Here is a 21,500-nt window from a genome sequence, read left to right on the forward strand (position 1 = left end):
ATCATTAAAAATATTATATTGAACAATGAAAGGGTTTACAAATATAATGGCATTAAAGTTTTAAAAGTCTAAAAATTCATAACTGTTATTAGAGATTTAATCGAAGGACAGGAGATGTGATTATGTCTAGTGAAAAAACTTCTATGGCATTAGCTCAAGCAGCGACAGGAAATTTCAAGTACACAACTTCCTCCGCTTTAATGGAGGCACTTCAAGAATCTGGGGTTTCTTACATTTTTGCAAACTTAGGAAGTGACCATCCAGCCATTATAGAAAGCTGGGCACAGGCTCAACTAGAACAAAAAGAATTCCCAAAAGTGATCATTTGCCCGCATGAAATGGTAGCCTTAAGTGCTGCACATGGATTTGCGCAGGTTAGTGGAAAACCCCAAGCTGTTTTTGTACATGTTGAATGTGGAACCCAAAACATGGGTGGGGCCATACATAATGCGGCCAGAGGAAGAGTACCTGTATTTATTCTTGCTGGAGCTTCACCATATACACAGGAAGGGGAACTTTTAGGAAGCCGGAATGAACATATTCACTGGCTTCAAGATGTGTTTGACCAGCGTGGGATTGTAAGAGAATATGTGAAATATGACAATGAAATAAGGACAGGGAAAAATGTAAAGCAGCTGGTTCATCGGGCGCTGCAAATAGCAGAAAGTGATCCAAAGGGACCCGTTTATTTAATGGCACCCCGTGAGGTGTTGGAAGCAGAAATTGAACCTCCAGCTGTTGATCATCGTGGATGGAAACCACTTTCTTCATGTGCAATTGCACCGGACGATGTAGCAAAACTTGCCGAGAATCTGATCAAAGCCGAACATCCTTTAATTGTCACTTCCTACCTTGGCCGAAATACGGAAGCGGTTTCGGAGTTGGTCAAGCTTAGCGAGAAGTTAGCGATTCCTGTATTGGAGTCCGTACCAAACTATGTAAATTTTCCCGCTGACCATTCGATGCATGTAGGCTATCAATGGAACGCTCCTGTTCAAAATGAATTATTAAGTCAAGCGGATTATATTCTGGTCATTGATAGTGATATTCCTTGGATTCCATTAGTCAATAAGCCTGCTGATGGATGCGCTATTTCTTATATTGATGTAGATCCATTAAAAGAGAAAACACCACTTTGGTATATTCCGTCTGAAAGCTTTTTTAAAGCAGATTCATTGGTGGCTCTTCAGCAATTAAATTCCTATATTGACAGTGTTAACGATTTAAACCAAGAAAAAATATCTAACCGCCACCTCCAAATTGCTACGATCCATTCCAAACAAAGAAAGGAATGGAAAGAGAATGAGACCTTACAGAACCCTGCCATCATTACACCTCAGTATTTAACAGCCTGTATCCGCGAGGCAATTGATGAAAACACGATTGTCTTGACAGAATCCATTACGAATTATGATGTTGTTTCCAAACACCTTCCACGGAACACGCCTGGAACGCTATTTGGAAGTGGGGCAAGCTCACTGGGTTGGCACGGTGGTGCCGCCATTGGTGCTAAGCTGGCAGCTCCGGAGAAAATGATTGTCAATCTTACAGGGGATGGTACTTATATTTTCAGTAATCCGACACCTGTCCATTGGATCTCAAGGAAATATAACGTTCCATTCTTAACAGTGATTTATAACAATCATGGCTGGGGCGCGCCAAGGATGTCCACATTGGGTGTACATCCAAATGGAATTGCCAGTCGAACCGATCAATTTTGGGTGAATTTCGACCCGGTGGCGGATTTATCGAAAGTAGCCGAGGCCGCTGGCGGAGCCTATGCGCAAATTATTGAAAGATCAGAGGAACTGATGGACAGCCTTGTCAAGGCGATCAAAATGGTCAAAAGCGGAAGATCGGCTGTATTAGATGTACGGCTTCAAAATGTGTCCCAACAGCAGCTATAAAGAGTATTCAAATAAATTGATATTTAAATTTAAGGGGGAGAACGGATGAAGAAAAAGGGCTGGCAGCGCTATCACACGATTTGGGCAATGCTGTTTTTAGGGTGGTTTGTTTCCTATATTGACCGGACAGCCACCGGACCTGTCATTACATGGATGATTGACAATAAGGTGTCTTTCCTGTCCAATGTCCCAAATCCACATGGATTAGGGGGATTAATCGGCAGTTTATTCTTTGCCGGTTTTATGATGAATCAATATCCTGGCGGTTCCATTGGTGATAAATTTGGGCACCGGACAGTTGTAGTATTAAGTATTTTATGGGCAGGGATTACGACCCTATTCACAGGGGTTATCTCAGGCTTAATCCTGTTTGTTCTTATACGTGTGTTATTGGGATTGGGAGAAGGGGTCTTTTATTCGAATGACCGCTCCTATATTGTCTACCATTCACCAAAGGAAAAAGTCGGGCTTGGAATGGGTGTCGTTATTACCGGACTTTCGGTTGGTCTAACAGTCGCGACTCTTGGTGTCCCGCTTCTTCTCAACGCGATGGAACCAGTGATGGGGAAAGAGGCATGGCGCTCTCCTTTTATCCTTCTTGGTGTCATTACTTTAATCGCTTCAATCCTAATTTATAAATATATGAAACCTTTATCTGCATCTGTTCAGAAAATGAACCCAGAATCTCCAGCAGTCAAAGAAGCCTATGGAAGTGCATTTCTTCAAATGTTGAAGTATGCAGCTGTTTTCGTTGTCATCATCATGGGCATTTACTTTGCTGCCTTAAAAATGGGATTATCCGATATTGCCATTGCTTTTATTTTAGTCTGTCTTTGTCCGCTCTTTATTATTTTCCTTTACAAAACGCGTAAATCTGAAATTCGTCCTGTTTTAGCCAATAAAAACTTAATTTTTCTTTACCTATCCTTTATTCCGGTGATTTGGCATTTGTGGCTGTATGGTTATTGGTCCGTTTCGATCGTGAAGGATTTTGGCGGCGGAGCACTTGTTGCAGCTGCGCTGGTTGCTTCCTTTAATGGTATTGCTGGCATTATTGGCTTCCCAATTGGAGGAAGGATATCCGATATGGTAGCTGGAACGGAAAATGGCCGCCGAAATGTTTTGGCCGTTATGACTGCATTACTGACAGTATCAATATTTATATTTGCTGCGTACGTAATGACGGGTCATAACAATCCTGTCATCATGTCGATCATCCTTTTTGTATCTGGGTTGTTCTTCTTTGCCCTTCAGCCAGTGTCACATGCTTTGAATGCTGAAATTGCTCCTGAAAATAATCGGGGTGCAGCTTTTGGAATGTTTAATTTTATCTCGGAGATTGGAGCAGTTCTCTCTCCGGTTGTCTCTGGTGTTCTTCGTGACAGTACTGGAAGCTGGGGAGCCCCGCTGTTGCTGGATGGTGTACTCCTTGCTGCCAGCTGTATTCTTGTGTTATGCGTCAACCGGGGAGTCTCCACGCAAATGAGCTTAACTGTTGAGAAATAAACGGTAAACTCTGCAAGATAAAAACCGCCTTGTCTTTTTCCTAAAGGAGAAAGACAGGGGCTGATTTATTTTTTTAATAGAATAGTCGGTGTGATTTTACATAAATAGAAAAGCTTAAATGATTTGTTCAAGAGTAACTTTCGGCTCATTGCCTTACCATTTTTCACTTAAAAGTGAAGGAGGATAAATAAAATGCAATTGTTTAGAAAGACATTGGATGAAAAAGCGTTCCAACTATTAAAAGAAAAAATGGAGCAAGGACTGCTGCCCCAGTGGGTCGTCACAGATCCGGAACTTTATGAACTGGAAATTGAAAAAATATACGGACATTCATGGCAATTTCTTGGACATGAATCGGAGTTAAAAGAGCCAGGCAGCTATGTGACAAGATGGATGGTAAATGATCCTATTCTTCTTGTGAAAAATCGCAATGGTGAAATTAACGCTTATCTCAATTCTTGTACACATCGTGGAACGCAGCTTTGCACGGCAGACCGGGGAAACAAAAAATCTTTCACCTGTCCATACCATGGCTGGAGCTTTAATCTTGATGGGGATTTAATCGGCATCGTTGCTGGTAATAAAGTGTACGGTGAAGAAATGGATAAATCCGAGTGGGGACTACGCAAAGTCCCGCAGATTGGAATTTACCAGGGGATGATTTTTGGAAACCTTGATCCAAATGCGGAAAGTCTGGAAGACTATTTAGGTGATATGAAGTGGTATTTGGATATGATGATGGGCAGAAGTGATGGGGGAATGGAAGTTATTGGTTTGCCGCAGCGCTGGGTAGCAAAAGCGAATTGGAAGGCAACGGCGGAAAACTTTGCTGCTGACCCGTACCATGTCCAAACCACTCATCGTTCTACAGTTGAAATGGGAATTAGTCCAGAAGACCCGCTTTATGCGGGATATGGACACCAGGTAGTCATGGACCATGCTCATGGAATTAATGTGATCACATCTAAAACCGGTGAAGCCAGGGTGCCTTTTCAAGGAACTCCTGAATCGATGTGGCCGATGTTCAAGAAAAACGTCACTCCGGAACAATATGACATCCTTTCAAGAGTAACGGTTTTTGTTGGCGGCGTGTACCCAAACCTTTCCTTCGTCAGTCCGATTCATGGGACAGAAGGACATTTGCACAATTATTTGAATTTCCGGCTCTGGAGACCGATAGGACCTGAAAAAGTGGAGGTATGGTGCTGGTTCTTTATTGATAAAGCGGCTCCGAAGGAATATAAGGAAGCAGCTTATAAAGGGTATTTAGGATCATTTGGTCCAACCGGCACACTTGAACAGGATGATACGGAAACATGGGCACGGATTGTGGAAGTAAGCAGTGGATTGATGATGCGGGATAAAGAATTAAGCTATAACAACGTTAGTAACTATTTAATGGGAATGAACCGAATTGAACCGGATGAAAATTTCCCTGGTCCCGGAACGGCCTATCCAACCTGCTATCTTGATGCGATTTCTAGAAAAATGCATGAAGAATGGCTTGAGTTGATTTCAAAGGATCTCTTTGTTAAGGAGGGAGTTTAAATGGAGTCCAATGTTCAAATGAGAATCTCAACTGAGTTGGAATTAGAAATCACTCGTTTTCTTCATAAAGAAGCTTATTTTTTAGATCACCGTAAATATAAAGAATGGCTCGAATTGCTGGATGATGAAATCGAATATCGTATGCCACTAAGAGAAACGGTAGAAGGTGTTGGAGTGAATGATATTGCTAGTGATTCGTCCTTTTATGAAGAAACAAAGCTTTCACTTACTACACGGGTCAATCGGTTGTATACCAAATCAGCTTGGGTGGAAAATCCAGCAACACGGCAGCGCCATTTTATCTCAAACATTGTGGTTGAACCAACTGAAAATCCAAATGAATTTAGAGTCATTAGTTATTTCTTATATAAAAGAAGCAGAGGTTCTACACATGTAATTGAAGAATTATTTGGTGAGAGAAATGATATCATTCGGAAGGTTCATAATGACTATAAAATTGTTTCACGGACCATATTTCCTGATCAGACTGTTATTACGACGATGAATATGAGTATGTTCTTATAGTTAGATTCCGAAAACACTTTTTGAGAGGTCTCAGAAATAGACTAAATCCGAAGTATTACTTTTTGCAAGAATTTCGGATTTTTTGTTATCGAACAATCTGGAAGTCAATTATCATACATGAATAATCAAGGGAATACACCCTGGGTGTGATTCCCTTTCAAGTGTAGCTTGATTATATCAAAGTGTCCGTGGTGTATTACTTCAAATACAATTTAGTTGGATAAGCTCCACTAAAACAAGCGATACAGCGGCTGCTTGTGTCTGCTAAATCTACATCTACAGCCTCTAATAATCCTTCGGTACTTAAAAAGGCTAATGAATCTGCACCGATTACTTTTCCCATTGCACGTTCATGCTCATGCTTATTTGCAAAAAGTTCCTCTTTTGTTGGCATATCCACTCCATAAAAACAAGGATTTTTGACCATAGGGGAACTTATTCGTACATGAACCTCCTTGGCACCTGCTTGACGAATCAATTGAACAATACGCTTACTTGTTGTTCCACGAACAATCGAATCATCAACAAGCACGACTCGCTTATCCTCTAGAATTTCCCTGACGGCACTTAATTTTAGACGAACGGCCAAGTCCCGCAATTCTTGGGTCGGTTCAATAAAAGAACGGCCTGCGTAAGGATTTTTGATGATACCCATTTCATAGGGAATACCCGATTGTTGGGCAAAACCCATGGCTGCGGGGACACTTGATTCTGGAACGGCCACAACCACATCTGCTTGTGTTGGATGTTCTTTTGCAAGGATTTGACCTAATTCTTTCCGGATGGATAAAACACTTCTTCCATGAATGACACTATCTGGACGGGCAAAATAAACAAATTCAAAGGAACATAGGGAAATATCGCCTTTTTCGGCAAATCGGCCTGTTTGAATACCCTTTTCATCAATGATAAGCCATTCTCCCGGCTCGACATCCCTCCAAAACTTGGCATCAACCGCCTCTAAAGCACAGGTTTCGGAAGCGGCAATAATGGATTCACCAATTTTTCCGAGGCTTAGAGGACGTAACCCATGTCTATCAAGGGCAACAAGCATTTGTTTATCTGTCATGATAAGCAAAGCGAATGAACCATCAATCCGCTTAAGTACTTCAGGTCCAGCTCTTTCAAAGTATTTTTTACTGGAACGGGCAATAAGGTGAGCGATAATTTCCGTATCTGTTGTTGTCTGAAAGATGGCACCTTGTTGCTGGAGAACCTTCCGTTCGATAGCAGCATTCACCAAGTTCCCGTTATGGGCCACAGCTAAATCACCCTCACTATATTTAAAGACAAGGGGTTGTGCATTTTGCAGTAAACTAGCACCGGAAGTGGAATATCTTACATGACCAATAGCCATATTTCCACTTAATCCATCAAGAATCTCGCGTGAAAATACTTGAGTTACTAACCCCATTCCTCTGTGATGCCTAAATGACTTCCCATCACTAGCAACGATTCCTGCGCTCTCCTGACCGCGGTGTTGAAGGGCATGAAGTCCGTAATAAGTTAAATCGGACGCTTTAGGATGATTAAAAACTCCAAATACCCCGCATTTCTCCTGCATTCCTGAATCCATTTGTCTTCCTCCCATAATTTCATTCCCTTATTTTTGGCAAAGGGGAAATTTCTATCCTTTTTTATTCTTCATTTCTTAGTTCGCCTGTTCTGGCTGCTTAAAGCTTAAAAGTTTTCTAGTTATTAATTAAAGGAGGGTGATTCAGGATAATCTAAAATCATTAAAAGATTATAAACACACAAGAATTTTTGTTGTTTGAAAGGGGAAAACGCTGTGAAAGTAATTAAACCCGATTCAACAATTGGCATCCTAGGCGGAGGGCAATTAGGAAGGATGATTTCGATTGCAGGGAGAAACATGGGATATCGCTTTATTACCCTGGATCCGAATCCGGACTCTCCATGTGGGCAAGCAGCAGATCAACAAATAATAAGTTCCTATTCTGATCTCAAGGCTGCCAAGGAATTAGCCGATTCCTCAGATGTTATTACCTACGAATTTGAAAACGTCGATTCAAATGTGACTTCCTTGTTAGAAAAAACATCCTTTGTCCCACAAGGAAGTGAACTTTTACAAATAACACAAAACAGGATCCATGAAAAATCAACTTTGCATTCCTATAATGTGCCTGTCGCTCCTTTCTTGGTCATAGAGTCTGAAAATGATATACATAAAGCCGTTGATTGTTTTGGTTTTCCTTACATAATGAAAACAGCTACTGGGGGCTACGATGGAAAAGGGCAATGGATAATAAGTAGTATGGATGATATTCCAAATGCGATTGAGACTTGGAAAAATGCGGGGAAAGACATGATTATTGAAAAGTTTATTCCCTTTTCGAAAGAATTATCGGTCATTGTTGCCCGAAATTTACAAGGGCAGACAAAGACTTTTCCTATTGCTGAAAATATACATATCAATAATATTCTGCATCAGTCTATCGTTCCTGCAAGAATCACTGCTGAGCAACAAGAGAAAGCGGAAAAAATCTCATTAAAAGTGGCTGAGTCATTACAAGTAATCGGATTAATTGCTATAGAAATGTTTCTTACCAATGATGGAGAAATCATCGTGAATGAGTTAGCACCAAGACCACATAATTCTGGTCATTATTCAATGGATGCTTGTATAACATCACAATTCGAACAACATATACGGGCCATATGTGGACTGCCTTTAGGAGAAACTAGCCTCTTAAGCCCGATTATTATGGTGAATATCTTAGGTCAACATTTAAGTGAAGTGCTTAATAAAATCAGTCGTCTTCCTCCTACAGCTAAACTGCATTTGTACGGTAAGAAGGAAAGTGTAGAAAATAGAAAAATGGGCCATATCAACTTTTTAGGTTCAACAATCGAACAAGTAGACCAGCAAATAAAGGAACTTCAAATTTGGACCTAAATGAATGTAGAGCGAAGGGGTAAAACAAAATGGAAAAATTAGAACAGCTTTATGAAGGTAAAGCGAAAAAAGTGTTCAAAACATCCGAACCAGAAAAGTACTGGATTGAATATAAAGATGATGCGACTGCCTTTAACGGGGAGAAAAAAGCACGAATAGCAGGAAAGGGAACGCTAAATAACGAGATTAGTGCTATTTTCCTTAGTATGCTGAAAGAAAAAGGGGTAGAGAATCATTTTATTAAAAAAATTTCAGCAACAGAACAAATTGTCCAGCAGGTGGAGATAATCCCCATTGAGGTGGTTATTCGAAACATCGCTGCAGGATCAATGGCAAAAAGGCTTGGATGGGACGAAGGAAAGGAACTCCCGAAGACGATTGTGGAATTTTACTACAAAAATGATGAGCTGGGAGACCCTATGATTAACAATGATCATATTGACATTCTTGGGCTCGCTGCAGAACAGGAATTAGTTGAAATTCGAAAACAAGCTCTGAAAATCAATGAAATCCTAAAGGAATTTCTACAAAACAAAAATATTATCTTGGTGGATTTTAAATTAGAGTTTGGCAAAATCCCAGCAGGGACCATCATTTTAGCGGATGAAATCTCCCCGGATACGTGCCGATTTTGGGATGCCGACACAATGAAAAAGCTGGATAAAGATCGGTTTAGACGGGATTTAGGCAGCGTCGAAGAAGCATATCAAGAAATATTAAGGAGAATCGGGGGTAGTGTCAATGTTTAAAGCGACTGTATACGTAACGCTGCGAGAAAGTGTTTTAGATCCACAAGGGAATGCCGTTCAGGAATCACTGCATTCACTTGGATATGATGAGGTTGGAGAGGTACGCATTGGGAAATACATGGAGCTTGAAATAAATAGTGATGATCAAAAAGCGGCAGAAGAACGTGTGAGCGATATGTGTGAGAAACTATTAGCCAATACCGTGATTGAAGACTTTAGGTTTGACCTTAACAAAATGGAAGGATAGGAGGGAAGTAAGTTGAACTTTGCTGTATTGGTTTTTCCTGGTTCAAACTGCGATGTAGATATGTATAAGGCGGTTTTAGATACAATTGAACAATCGGTCGAATATGTATGGCATCTAGAAACAGACCTATCGAAATATGATGCGATTCTTGTCCCAGGAGGATTCTCCTACGGGGATTATTTGCGGCCAGGTGCTGTTGCTAGTCTGTCTCCCGTCATGGAGCAGGTGAAAATAGCAGCGGAAGAGGGGAAATTGGTCCTTGGTGTCTGTAATGGATTTCAAATACTAACAGAAGCAGGGTTATTGCCAGGTGCTCTAAGAAGAAATCAACGTTTGAAATTTCATTGTGATACCATTGATTTAACAGTAGAAAACAACCAAACTCCGTTCACCTTAGAATATCAGGAAGGCGAAACGATTCGTATTCCCATTGCCCATGGCGATGGAAATTATTATTGTGACCAAGAAACATTGGAACAATTAGAACAGAACAATCAAATTGTTTTCAGATATAAAGGGACCAATCCAAATGGTTCTATTTCTGAGATTGCAGGGGTGATCAACGAAAGAGGAAATGTTTTAGGATTAATGCCCCATCCGGAACGTGCCGTTCACAAGTGGCTCGGAACAGATGACGGAAAACGGATGTTTTCATCTATTTTAAGTTACTGGAGGCAACAACATGGTACAGCATAAAGAACCAACTCCCGAGCAAATCGCCCAGCAAAAGGTCTATCGGGAAATGGGATTGACGGACGAAGAGTTCGATAAAGTGATCGAGATTCTCGGGCGAAAACCTAATTATACGGAAACGGGAATATTTAGTGTCATGTGGTCCGAGCATTGCAGCTATAAAAATTCGAAGGTGGTCCTAAAGCGTTTTCCCACTTTAGGCCCGCATGTCTTGCAAGGTCCTGGAGAAGGGGCTGGAATTGTTGATATTGGTGATAACCAAGCGGTCGTGTTTAAAATTGAAAGCCACAATCATCCATCAGCCATTGAGCCTTATCAAGGTGCTGCGACGGGAGTTGGCGGGATCATTCGTGATGTTTTTTCCATGGGTGCACGTCCGATTGCCTTATTAAACTCACTCCGTTTTGGCGAACTTGATAATCCAAAAACGAAATATATTTTTGAAAATGTGGTCGCCGGTATTGCAGGATATGGTAACTGTATGGGCATTCCTACAGTTGGCGGGGAAATCTACTTTGATGCTTCCTATGAAGGCAATCCCCTTGTAAATGCCATGTGTGTCGGGTTAATTAACCATGATGAAATTCAAAAAGGTGTCGCTAAAGGGATTAATAACCCGGTTATTTATGTTGGAGCTGCAACCGGAAGAGATGGTATACATGGAGCAACCTTCGCATCAGAAGAGTTGAGTGAAAATTCAGAAGCGAAACGTCCAGCTGTTCAAGTAGGCGACCCGTTTATGGAAAAATTGCTGCTGGAAGCGACTCTTGAATTGATTTCCTCAGGTCATGTAGTAGGAATACAGGATATGGGGGCTGCAGGATTAACCAGCTCCAGTTCTGAAATGGCCAGTAAAGCGGGAAATGGTATTGAATTAAACCTAGACCTCGTTCCACAACGTGAAAAAGGGATGAGTGCCTATGAAATGATGCTGTCAGAATCCCAAGAAAGAATGCTGGTTGTCGCCAAAAGTGGAAAAGAGGAGGAAGTAAAAAAGATTTTTGACAAATGGGGACTGCACTCTGCCGTGATCGGCCGAGTGACAGATGATAATCATCTTCGATTACTCCACAAAGGAGAGGTCGTTGCGGAAATCCCGGCAGACAAACTGGCAGAAGATGCGCCGGTTTATTGTAAAACCTCTAAAGAGGCTCCTTATTATGAACGATTTTCATCGATAGACGCAGCTGCAGGCATGGAAGAGCCAAAAGAATATAATTCGGTTTTAAAGCAGCTGCTTGCCTCGCCTACGATTGCCAGTAAAGAGTGGGTATATCAACAGTATGATTATATGGTGAGAACAAATACCGCCGTTATACCAGGATCCGATGCTGCTGTTGTTGCGATTCGTGGAACCCGGAAAGCATTAGCGATGACGACGGATTGCAACGGCAGGTATGTGTACCTTGATCCATTTGTAGGAGGAGCAATCGCGGTAGCAGAAGCGGCCCGTAATGTGGTTTGTTCCGGAGCGGAACCTTTAGCGATTACAGATAACTTGAATTTTGGGAGTCCAGAAAAACCAGAAATCTTCTGGCAGTTTGAAAAGGCGGCTGATGGTATTAGTGAAGCTTGTCGACAACTTAATACCCCGGTTATTGGCGGAAACGTAAGCCTCTATAACGAGACAAAAGGAGAAGCCATTTTTCCAACCCCAACGATCGGCATGGTTGGGCTAATGAAAGATATCGCTCACATTACAACACAGGAGTTTAAAAATGAAGGCGATATAATCTTTTTAATTGGGGAAACCAAAGCAGAAATAGGCGGCTCGGAATACCAAAAAATGATGACAGGCAAGATCGAAGGCCGTCCGCCGCAGTTAAACCTTGACTTGGAAAAGAAGATTCAAGCCTTTACCCTTAAGATCATTCAAGGAGGAATCGTAAAATCAGCTCATGATGCGGCAGAAGGGGGTTTAGCAGTTGCAATAGCTGAAAGCTGTATAGGCGGGAAGTTGGGAGCAGAAATTCATTTAACTGATGAATTGCGTACGGACTTAAGTCTCTTTAGTGAAACTCAATCTCGAATTATTGTATCTATGTCAGAGAAACACGCTGAGAAGATAAAGGAAATGGCCAAACAGCAAGAAGTTCCGATAAAAGAGATCGGGAAAGTGAAGGGTAGCGAACTTTCTATTTTTCATAATGGAAATAACATAATCTCACAACCTGTTGCTACATTGGATGCTGTCTGGCGGAATACTATTCCTGATATTATGCGTTCCGGATTACTAAAAAAGTTTAACATGCAGGAAATCTCTACAAGTTTACCGTAAAGGAGTGAAACAGATGAGCGACGCGTACCGTCAAGCTGGAGTCAATATTGATGCGGGAAATGAAGCGGTTGAAAGAATGAAAAAACATGTAAAAAAAACCTTCCGTAAAGAGGTGTTAACGGGACTAGGAGGGTTTGGGGCTATATTTAAACCAGATATAACAGGGATAGAAGAACCTGTTTTTGTTTCAGGTACGGATGGTGTAGGGACTAAATTGAAGATCGCCTTTTCCATGGATAAACATGATACCATTGGAATCGATGCCGTTGCTATGTGTGTGAATGATGTAATCGTCCAAGGGGCCGAGCCTCTTTTTTTTCTAGACTATCTTGCTTGCGGTCAGATTGTACCGGAAAAAATTGAAGCCATCGTAAAAGGGATTGCAGATGGATGTGTGCAGGCTGGGTGTGCGCTAATTGGCGGCGAGACAGCCGAGATGCCAGGGATGTACCAGGACGAGGAATATGACATCGCCGGCTTTACAGTAGGCATGGTGGATCAAAAACATCTTATTGATGGAACCAAAGTAAAAGATGGACAGGTTCTCATTGGTTTAGCTTCGAGTGGTGTACATAGCAACGGTTTTTCACTGGTCCGAAAGGTTCTATTAGAAGATGCTAAACTCTCATTCGGTGATTATATAGAAGAATTAGGATCTGAATTAGGAAAAGTGTTGCTGCAGCCGACAAAAATTTATGTGAAATCGGTTCTTTCAACTGTAAGAAAATATAATGTCTCTGGTCTAGTACATGTGACAGGCGGAGGCTTTTATGATAACATTCCTCGAATCCTACCCAAAGGCTTACAGGCTGAAATTAATCATGGATCTTGGAAGGTCCCAAAAATTTTCTCCTTTATACAGGATAGAGGTAAAATATCTGATTATGATATGTTTCGAACTTTTAATATGGGAATTGGCATGATTTTGGTGGTAGATTCCATAGACGCCAAGGCCATTTTAGAGCACTTACAAACTTTAGGTGAAACTGCGTACGAAATAGGTACCGTGCAAAGTGGTACTAATGATGTCGTTATTAAAAAGGAGTAAGTATGAAGATAGCTGTTTTTGCTTCTGGTACGGGTTCTAATTTTGCTGCGATTCTAGAATCCATCCAATCGAAAAAAATTATGAATGTTGAGGTGGTTTTACTAGTCAGTGATCGCCCAAAAGCTCTTGTAATCCAGAAAGCCAGGGATGAACGGATCCCTGTGTTTACTTTTAAGGCCAATGACTTTCCAAACAAACAAGTCTATGAAGAAGAGATTCTTAACGAGTTAACACAAAGAGAGGTTGATTTTATCGTATTGGCTGGCTATATGAGACTGTTGGGTCCTGTTTTACTTCAGGCTTATGATGGAAAAATCATTAATGTCCATCCTTCTCTATTACCAGCTTTCACAGGAAAAGATGCCATTGGTCAAGCGCTTGATTGTGGGGTAAAAGTGACAGGGGTCACGGTCCATTATGTCGACGAAGGAATGGATACAGGACCGATCATCGACCAACGAGCAGTGACAATCGATCCAGATGAAACAAGAGAAACATTAATAAAAAAAATTCAGGAGCAGGAGCACCGATTATTGCCAGAAGTAATCCAAAACCTGGCTTCCAGGCTTACATTTTAAACACTAGGAGGTAAGATAAAATGAAGGTGTTAGTTGTAGGGGGAGGGGGCCGTGAGCATGCGATTGTTTGGAAACTGTCGCAAAGTCCTAAAATTAACAAACTTTATTGTGCTCCTGGCAATCCAGGAATTGCAGAATTAGCAGAATGCGTTTCGATTGCTGTTTCAGAGATTGAGAAATTGGCGGATTTTGCAAAAAAGGAACAAATTGATCTTACTTTTGTTGGACCAGAAGAGCCGCTTTCATTGGGTATTGTCAATTTTTTTAAAGAGCAGGAGTTAACAATATTTGGCCCTTCAAAGGAAGCGGCCCTAATAGAGGGAAGTAAGGCATTTGCTAAAGAATTAATGATGAAGTATCAGATTCCGACAGCTAAATATGCTGCTTTTACAAACTATGAGGAGGCACTAGCCTATGTTCGCAGCGAAGGTCCACCGATTGTGATTAAAGCGGATGGCTTAGCTGCAGGAAAAGGTGTAGTTGTCGCGAAAAAATTTGAAGAAGCTGAGGAAGCCCTGAAAAGTATGATGAAAGAAGTCACGTTTGGTTCCGCTGGAGCAAGGGTAGTAGTTGAAGAATTTTTGGAAGGAGAAGAATTAACTCTGCTCAGTTTTGTGAATGGGGCTACTGTTAAGCCAATGGTTCCGGCTCAGGATCATAAACCCGTATTTAATAACGACAAGGGACCTAACACTGGTGGAATGGGAACTTATGCCCCTTTACCGCATATTGAATCTTCTATGATTGATCGAATTATTCAAGAAATCGTCGAACCAACGGCAAAAGCAATGGTTGAAGAAGGTTACCCATTTGAAGGGATTCTATATACAGGATTGATTCTTACTAAAGAAGGACCAAAGGTCATTGAATATAATGCTCGTTTTGGGGATCCGGAAACACAGGTCATACTCCCTTTATTAGAAACGGACTTACTTGACATTTTGATTGCAAGTTCTGAAGGAGAATTAGAAAAGATAGAGGTCAATTGGACAGAAAAGTCAGCGGTTTGTGTCATTATGACTTCGGGAGGCTATCCGGGTCCATACAAAAAAGGAGATGTAATAAAAGGATTAGAACAGATTGAATATCCGACGATTGTATTCCACGCAGGGACATCCGAAAAGGATAGTGAGATATTAACAAATGGAGGACGTGTTCTAGGAATTACTGCTATTGGTGACAATCTTCGAGAAGCGAGGGATATGGCTTACAAGTCCGTAGGGAAAATATATTTTTCAAATGCACATTTCCGAACAGATATCGCATCTAAAGCATTCTATTAAATATTGTCAATATGGGTTCAGAGGCACTACACATTAACAAATGTAGTGCCTTTTCACTGGTCTGGATTACAAAATTTAGAAGTTTTCCCAATGGAACTTATATTCCTTATTATGGTTACAAATACTATTCTCGTCTGCAGGATTTTAATAAAAAAAAGGAGGATTATTCCAATTGGTGAAACAGTTTTTATTCATTTTTGTAGTTTTAATTTTCATAGCAGGGCAGTTTTATCCTTTACAAGCAACTGCCCAAAAGCCGAGCAGTACGGTTCAGTTACGCTTGCTTGAAACGACGGATGTACATGTGTTTTTAGCGAACTATGATTACTATCAGACCAAACAGGACGACAAGGTTGGTTTGGTGAAAACCGCAACCCTCATCAAACAGGCAAGAAAGGAAGTGAAGAATTCCATGCTGTTTGATAATGGGGACGAAATTCAAGGGAATCCTTTAGGTGATTATATTGCAAAAGAGAAGGGGTTAAAGCCCGGTGAAGTTCATCCTGTTTACAGGTCCTTTAACTTGTTGCAATACGATGCCACCACGGTTGGAAATCATGAGTTTAATTATGGCTTAGATTTTTTAAAGGAAACATTAAATGACGCGAAAATGCCTGTAGTCAACGCTAATGTGTACAAGGCCGGAACCAATCAGCCATATTTTAAACCGTATGTTATGTTAAACAAATCTGTAGTGGATAACGCAGGGAAAAAGCAGACACTTAAGGTAGGGGTAATCGGCTTTGTTCCGCCGCAGATTATGGAATGGGATAAAGGTAATTTAGAAGGAAAAGTGGAAACTAGATCGATTGTCGAGTCGGCAAAGAAATACGCCCCAATCATGAAAAAAGAGGGGGCAGATGTCATTGTTGCCCTTGCTCATACGGGAATTAGCGGTGAACCATATCAGCCAGGTATGGAGAATGCAGGTTATTATGTAACACAAATAAAGGACATTGATGCCGTATTCACAGGACATCAGCATAACACCTTCCCAGGTCCAATCTATAAAGATTTACCAAACACCGATTTGGAAAAGGGTACAATTAACGGGAAGCCAGTTGTAATGGCTGGTGCTTTTGGCAGCCATCTTGGTGTCATTGATCTTCAATTACAAAAACAGCGAGGCAAATGGAAGGTAGTGGATAGTAAAGCTTCATTGCGGCCGATTGTGGATGCAAGTGGTAATTCCGTTGTTCAAACGGACGAGCTATTAATGAATTCAATCAAGCCGGAGCATGAAGCCACTATCAAGTATGTAAATCAACCTGTCGGTGAAACGACTGCTCCAATTTTTAGCTATTTTGCGCTCGTTCAAGATGATCCATCTGTACAAATTGTCAATAACGCCCAAACCGATTATTTGGTAGAAAAATTAAAAGACCCTTCCTATAGTAAGTATGCTGGAATACCTGTTCTTTCAGCGGCAGCGCCATTTAAAGCAGGCGGGCGAGGAGGTCCAAGTTATTATACCGATATTCCTGCGGGAACATTGGCCATTAAAAATATTGCTGACTTGTATTTGTACCCGAACACACTGCAGGCAAAATTAGTCACTGGTGCACAGCTTAAAGAATGGCTGGAAATGAGTGCGGGGCAATTCAATCAAATGAATCCTGCCAGCAGTGGGGAACAGCAGCTAATAAGTCCCAATTTTCCTTCCTTTAATTTTGATGTGATTGATGGCGTACAATACCAGATCGATGTAACGAAACCGGCAAAATATGACCCGAACGGAAATGTCATTAACTCGGGTTCAAGCCGGATTGTTAACCTGTCTTATCAAGGAAAACCAGTTACAGCTGATCAAAAGTTCATTGTGGCGACAAATAATTATCGTGCTTCAAGCAACACTTTCCCTGGGGTTAGTCAAGGTGAGATTGTGTTTAAGTCCCCAGATGAAAATCGACAAATTGTCACGAACTATATACAGGCGCATAAACCGCTTAACCCAACTGCGGATCAAAACTGGTCACTTGCTAAATTTCAAGGAACGGCCATCCCTGTTTTTGATTCATCACCAAATGCCCAAAAGTATCTAGGACAATATCCAAATATAAAATATATCGGGCCTTCCGCAGGAGGATTTGTAAAATATTCAATCAACTTGAACCAATAGCAGTATGAGGATACCCCAACTGCCAACGTTTAAACAAAAAAGCTGTCCCACAAAAATGTTGTGGACAGCATTTTTGTGTGCAGATTTATTCTATAAATAGTGAAGTTTGCTTTTCTCGGTACTCTTTTGGTGTGCATAATTTGATCTTTACAAAGTTGCGATTAAATGAACGGATATTTTCATATCCACAAAGGAAAGCAATATCTGAAATCGTTTTTTCTGTTGTGCTAAGTAAATAACAAGCATAGTTTATTCTCGTCTCATTTAAAAAATCTACAAAAGACGTTTTCACATGAGCATTAAAATATTTAGATAAGTAATTGTAACTATAACCTAATTTACGAGCCATACCGTTTAAAGAAATCGATTCTGTAAAGTGTTCCTGTATATAAGATAATATGGAGTGAAGCAGATCTGGTTCTTTCTTTGCTTTAATTAAAGTGGTTTGTTCCATCAGCTCTGATAATAATAAGTAGAGACTTGCTTTTTGTTCTAGTAAATTCGAGTTAACCGAAAAAAGTGCCTTCGAAATAAGCGTTCTTGCTTCTGAAGATAGATTGAAAACTGGGTTTGCAAGGGAGCTTTTTTCTATCATCCTTTGAAAAGTTGGAACATAGTCTGGGGAAAAAATACAAATTTTCGTTTGAGATTGTGATTTTGTAATTAATGAATGAATTTCAAAAGGTAAGATTAATAAGAATTGTCCAGTTTTCAAATGAAAACTTCTTTGACTGATAATGACTTCCATTTCTCCATCTATGACAAATATCAATTCATAACAACGGTGGAGGTGGCTTGGGAAGTTTAAGTTAGTAGTTTGAAAGTTTGTAATTAAATCAAAATGTTGGGCTTCATATATTAACATTTTAATATTTTCCTCTTGAAAAAGTTAATTTTTGTCTAGGATTATATAAGTTTTTTCTTGTTGTGTCAAACTTAATAATGATACATTTACCAATAGATTAGTTAAAAACAAAAATAGTTTAAGAAGCTTTTACTCTCTTATTCTTATCACAATCCAAAATAAAAAGGAGAAGGCTATGGAAAATATCAGAATCGGAATGGTCGGCTATAAATTTATGGGTAAGGCACACAGTCATGCCTACAAGGATTTACCACTCTTTTTTCCAAACACAGTACACCCTGACATGAAGGTCATTTGTGGCCGGGATCCTGAAGGTGTTTCGATAGCAGCCAAGCAATTCGGCTGGGAGGAATATACCACAGACTGGAAAACCCTTTTAGATAGAGAGGATATTGATTTAATCGATATTAATGCACCAAGTGATGTACATAAAGAAATAACGATTGCCGCTGCACAAGCAGGCAAACATGTTTTTTGCGAAAAACCGTTAGCGCTTACATTAGAGGATTCTAGAGAAATGCTTCAGGTGGTTGAGACGGCTGGGGTTAAGCACATGGTTGGATTTAATTATCGCTTTGCCCCTGCCGTCATGCTGGCTAAAAAGCTGATGGATGAAGGGAAATTAGGTGAAATCTATCATTTCCGCGCTTGGTTTTTACAGGATTGGCTCATCGATCCAAACTTCCCATTAGCCTGGAGACTTCAGAAGGATGTTGCAGGTTCCGGTTCTCACGGAGATCTGGGTGCCCATCTAATCGATTTAGCGCATTATCTCATTGGGGATATGACAGAAGTAATAGGAATGAATGAAACATTTATCAAAGAAAGACCGATTCCATCGCAAATGGCAGGCCTATCAGCAAAAGGCAGCGATAGTGATGAAAAAGGGGAAGTTACGGTTGATGATGCAACTCTATTCTTAGCACGTTTTGCTAATGGTGCTCTTGGAAGCTTTGAAGCTACTCGTTTTGCTGCTGGACACCGCTGTACAAATTCATTTGAGATTAATGGCAGTAAAGGCAGTGTGATCTTTGATTTTGAACGAATGAATGAACTGCAAGTTTATTTCGTGGATGACAGAGATGATGTCCAAGGCTTCCGACGTGTCTTAGCGACTGACCCAACGCATGCGTTTGCCGAGGCATGGTGGCCGCCAGGACATACGATTGGTTATGAGCATACATTTATTCATGAAGTAGTTGAATTAATGGAGTCTTTCCGAGAAAATCGACTTCCAGTTCCAAACTTCCGTGATGGCGTCAAGTGCCAAGAAGTATTAGCAGCGGTTGATCTATCGATTGAAAAACGCCAATGGATCCGAATTTCTGACGTTTAAACTAACATATCAAAGGAGTGCTAGAACATGCAAAAAAAAGCATTAATCGTTTGGGGTGGCTGGGATGGCCATCAACCAGACCAGGTCGCTGAAATCTTTAAAGGAATTCTAGAAGAGGAAAACTTCCAAGTAGAGGTTTCCAATTCACTAGACTCCTATGGAGACAAGGAAAAGTTAAAATCCTTAGATCTAATCGTACCTCACTGGACGATGGGTCAAATTGAAAGAAAGTATGTCTTAAATATCTCTGAAGCAGTTGCAGCAGGTGTTGGTTTAGCTGGCTGCCACGGCGGAATGTGTGACTCTTTCCGTAACAATGTAGACTGGCAATTTATGACGGGCGGAAATTGGGTCGCTCATCCTGGTAATGATGGTGTGGAGTACACAGTAAATATCAAGCATTCTTCTAGTCCTCTGTTAGAAGGAATATCTGATTTTAAGGTTGCTAGTGAGCAATATTACCTTCATTACGACCCAGCCGTAGAAGTGTTAGCTACTACTCGCTTTCCTGTGTTTCATGGTCCGCATGCTGCTAACAAAGCAGTGGATATGCCAGTTGTTTGGACAAAACGATGGGGCCTTGGAAATGTGTTTTATAATTCATTAGGCCATCACGCGGACATCGTTGCCATGCCGGAGGTTTCGCTCATTATGCGCCGCGGATTCCTTTGGGCTGCTGAAGGAAAGAAACGGGCTGAAGAATTGGATGTAGATTCTATTTATGGAAATGTCCGTACCTATACAGGCATGGGAGATAGTCAATAAGAAAGTCTTTAAGAATACTAAACTAGGAGGAGCTAGAATGAGAAAGCTAAAGATTGGTATTATCGGTTGTGGAAATATTAGTTCTATTTATATGGAAAACTGTCAGAAGTTCCCTCATCTTGAGCTGATTGCATGTGCGGATTTAGATGTAGAGCGTGCACAGTCCCAAGCTGAAAAGTTTGGTGTTCCTAAAGCCTGCTCCGTCGAAGAGTTGCTTTCTGACCCGGCAATTGAACTAGTCATCAATTTAACGATTCCAAAAGCGCATGCCTCTGTCTGCATTCAGGCACTTGAAGCGGGCAAGCATGTATATACGGAAAAACCACTGGCTGTTACTCGCGAAGAGGGAAGAAAAATTTTAGAAACAGCAAAGGAGAAAAATCTCCTTGTTGGCAGTGCACCTGACACCTTCTTAGGTGCTGGTATTCAAACGGCTGTCCATTTGATCGAACAAGGTGAAATTGGTGAACCGATTGGGGCTTCAGCCTTTATGATTTGCCGCGGTCACGAACATTGGCATCCAGATCCAGCCTTCTATTATGATAGGGGCGGCGGGCCCATGTTCGACATGGGACCGTATTATTTAACAGCCTTGGTGGCTCTACTTGGACCAATAAAAAGAATTTCTGGATCCGCTCGCATCAGTTATCCTGAAAGAACGGTGCTAAGCCAGCCAAAAGCAGGTACTAAAATTGGAGTCTCAACCCCTACACACATCTCCGGTGTGATTGATTTTGCATCTGGAGTAATCGGAAACCTGACAACTAGCTTTGATGCGTTTGGCGGTTCATCGCTGCCGCCGATTGAAATTTATGGAAGTGAAGGCACGTTGCTTGTTCCTGATCCAAATACGTTTGGTGGTCCTGTTAAGATAAGAAAACGGGATGAAATCGAATTTAAAGAGGTTCCTCTTGCGTACGGCTACTCCCAAAATAGTAGAGGACTAGGTGTGGCTGATATGGCCAAAGCGATTCTAGAAGGCGGGAATTACCGAGCAAATGGCCAATTAGCGTACCATGTTTTAGAAGCCATGCATGGCTTCCATGATTCCTCGGATAGCAGTAAACACTATATAATGGAAAGTACATGTGAGAGGCCTGAATCAGTGCCTTTTGAAGAATTACAAGCTAAGTAAA

General features: G+C 41.0%; 18 protein-coding genes. 16 read left to right on the forward strand and 2 right to left on the reverse strand.

Going from position 1 to position 21,500, the window contains the following annotated elements:
• Positions 1-122: 122 nt before the first annotated feature.
• The 4 genes from CVD27_RS03200 to CVD27_RS03215 all read left to right on the forward strand — a co-directional run bounded on the left by CVD27_RS03200 (position 123) and on the right by CVD27_RS03215 (position 5,486).
• On the forward strand, positions 123-1,907 hold the full coding sequence (locus tag CVD27_RS03200) for a thiamine pyrophosphate-requiring protein (RefSeq protein WP_101646446.1): 1,785 nt from the start codon (positions 123-125) through the stop codon (positions 1,905-1,907).
• Positions 1,908-1,952: 45 nt separating this feature from the next.
• Complete coding sequence (locus tag CVD27_RS03205) at positions 1,953-3,413, forward strand: MFS transporter (RefSeq protein ID WP_101646447.1); 1,461 nt, start codon at positions 1,953-1,955, stop codon at positions 3,411-3,413.
• A gap of 198 nt (positions 3,414-3,611) precedes the next feature.
• Positions 3,612-4,961 (forward strand): aromatic ring-hydroxylating oxygenase subunit alpha, encoded by a 1,350-nt coding sequence (locus CVD27_RS03210; RefSeq protein ID WP_374703038.1) that lies wholly within the window; start codon positions 3,612-3,614, stop codon positions 4,959-4,961.
• Complete coding sequence (locus CVD27_RS03215) at positions 4,962-5,486, forward strand: 3-phenylpropionate/cinnamic acid dioxygenase subunit beta (RefSeq protein ID WP_180960129.1); 525 nt, start codon at positions 4,962-4,964, stop codon at positions 5,484-5,486.
• 196 nt (positions 5,487-5,682) lie between these two features.
• Here the strand turns inward: CVD27_RS03215 and purF are convergent, their stop codons facing one another.
• Positions 5,683-7,062: an amidophosphoribosyltransferase gene (gene purF / locus CVD27_RS03220; protein WP_101646449.1), complete on the reverse strand. Its 1,380-nt coding sequence runs from the start codon at positions 7,060-7,062 to the stop codon at positions 5,683-5,685.
• A gap of 213 nt (positions 7,063-7,275) precedes the next feature.
• Here purF and purK point away from each other — a divergent pair, with 213 nt between their 5' ends.
• From purK to CVD27_RS03265, 9 genes are all read left to right on the forward strand, one after another.
• Positions 7,276-8,403 carry a 5-(carboxyamino)imidazole ribonucleotide synthase gene (gene purK, locus CVD27_RS03225; protein WP_308301730.1) on the forward strand — a complete coding sequence of 376 codons (1,128 nt, stop codon included), beginning with the start codon at positions 7,276-7,278 and terminating at the stop codon, positions 8,401-8,403.
• Between the two features lie 29 nt (positions 8,404-8,432).
• Positions 8,433-9,152, forward strand: a complete 720-nt coding sequence (gene purC, locus CVD27_RS03230) for a phosphoribosylaminoimidazolesuccinocarboxamide synthase (protein ID WP_101646451.1) — start codon at positions 8,433-8,435, stop codon at positions 9,150-9,152.
• Positions 9,145-9,399 (forward strand): phosphoribosylformylglycinamidine synthase subunit PurS, encoded by a 255-nt coding sequence (purS, locus tag CVD27_RS03235; RefSeq protein ID WP_101646452.1) that lies wholly within the window; start codon positions 9,145-9,147, stop codon positions 9,397-9,399. The genes purC and purS overlap by 8 nt, the downstream gene beginning before the upstream one ends.
• Positions 9,400-9,411: 12 nt before the next feature.
• Positions 9,412-10,095: a phosphoribosylformylglycinamidine synthase subunit PurQ gene (gene purQ, locus CVD27_RS03240; RefSeq protein WP_101646453.1), complete on the forward strand. Its 684-nt coding sequence runs from the start codon at positions 9,412-9,414 to the stop codon at positions 10,093-10,095.
• Complete coding sequence (purL, locus tag CVD27_RS03245; RefSeq protein WP_101646454.1) at positions 10,082-12,370, forward strand: phosphoribosylformylglycinamidine synthase subunit PurL; 2,289 nt, start codon at positions 10,082-10,084, stop codon at positions 12,368-12,370. The genes purQ and purL overlap by 14 nt, the downstream gene beginning before the upstream one ends.
• A 13-nt stretch (positions 12,371-12,383) precedes the next feature.
• Entirely contained in the window at positions 12,384-13,418 is a 1,035-nt protein-coding gene (purM, locus tag CVD27_RS03250) for a phosphoribosylformylglycinamidine cyclo-ligase (protein ID WP_101646455.1), read from the forward strand.
• 2 nt (positions 13,419-13,420) lie between these two features.
• Positions 13,421-13,996 carry a phosphoribosylglycinamide formyltransferase gene (purN, locus tag CVD27_RS03255; RefSeq protein ID WP_101646456.1) on the forward strand — a complete coding sequence of 192 codons (576 nt, stop codon included), beginning with the start codon at positions 13,421-13,423 and terminating at the stop codon, positions 13,994-13,996.
• A 20-nt stretch (positions 13,997-14,016) separates the two neighbouring features.
• Positions 14,017-15,279: a phosphoribosylamine--glycine ligase gene (purD, locus tag CVD27_RS03260; RefSeq protein ID WP_101646457.1), complete on the forward strand. Its 1,263-nt coding sequence runs from the start codon at positions 14,017-14,019 to the stop codon at positions 15,277-15,279.
• Between the two features lie 175 nt (positions 15,280-15,454).
• On the forward strand, positions 15,455-17,398 hold the full coding sequence (locus CVD27_RS03265; RefSeq protein ID WP_101646649.1) for a bifunctional 2',3'-cyclic-nucleotide 2'-phosphodiesterase/3'-nucleotidase: 1,944 nt from the start codon (positions 15,455-15,457) through the stop codon (positions 17,396-17,398).
• Positions 17,399-17,483: 85 nt separating this feature from the next.
• Here the strand turns inward: CVD27_RS03265 and CVD27_RS03270 are convergent, their stop codons facing one another.
• A complete protein-coding gene (locus tag CVD27_RS03270) occupies positions 17,484-18,263 on the reverse strand; it encodes a helix-turn-helix domain-containing protein (RefSeq protein ID WP_101646458.1) in 780 nt (259 codons plus the stop codon).
• Between the two features lie 175 nt (positions 18,264-18,438).
• Here CVD27_RS03270 and CVD27_RS03275 point away from each other — a divergent pair, with 175 nt between their 5' ends.
• The 3 genes from CVD27_RS03275 to CVD27_RS03285 are packed head-to-tail and all read left to right on the forward strand — an operon-like array spanning position 18,439 to position 21,499.
• Entirely contained in the window at positions 18,439-19,599 is a 1,161-nt protein-coding gene (locus tag CVD27_RS03275) for a Gfo/Idh/MocA family protein (protein WP_101646459.1), read from the forward strand.
• Between the two features lie 27 nt (positions 19,600-19,626).
• Positions 19,627-20,364 carry a ThuA domain-containing protein gene (locus tag CVD27_RS03280; RefSeq protein WP_101646460.1) on the forward strand — a complete coding sequence of 246 codons (738 nt, stop codon included), beginning with the start codon at positions 19,627-19,629 and terminating at the stop codon, positions 20,362-20,364.
• 37 nt (positions 20,365-20,401) lie between these two features.
• Complete coding sequence (locus tag CVD27_RS03285) at positions 20,402-21,499, forward strand: Gfo/Idh/MocA family protein (RefSeq protein WP_101646461.1); 1,098 nt, start codon at positions 20,402-20,404, stop codon at positions 21,497-21,499.
• The last annotated feature ends 1 nt before the right edge of the window (position 21,500 follow it).

Origin of the sequence: Neobacillus cucumis, assembly GCF_002860255.1 — a bacterium.
GTDB lineage: Bacteria > Bacillota > Bacilli > Bacillales > Cytobacillaceae > Neobacillus > Neobacillus cucumis_A.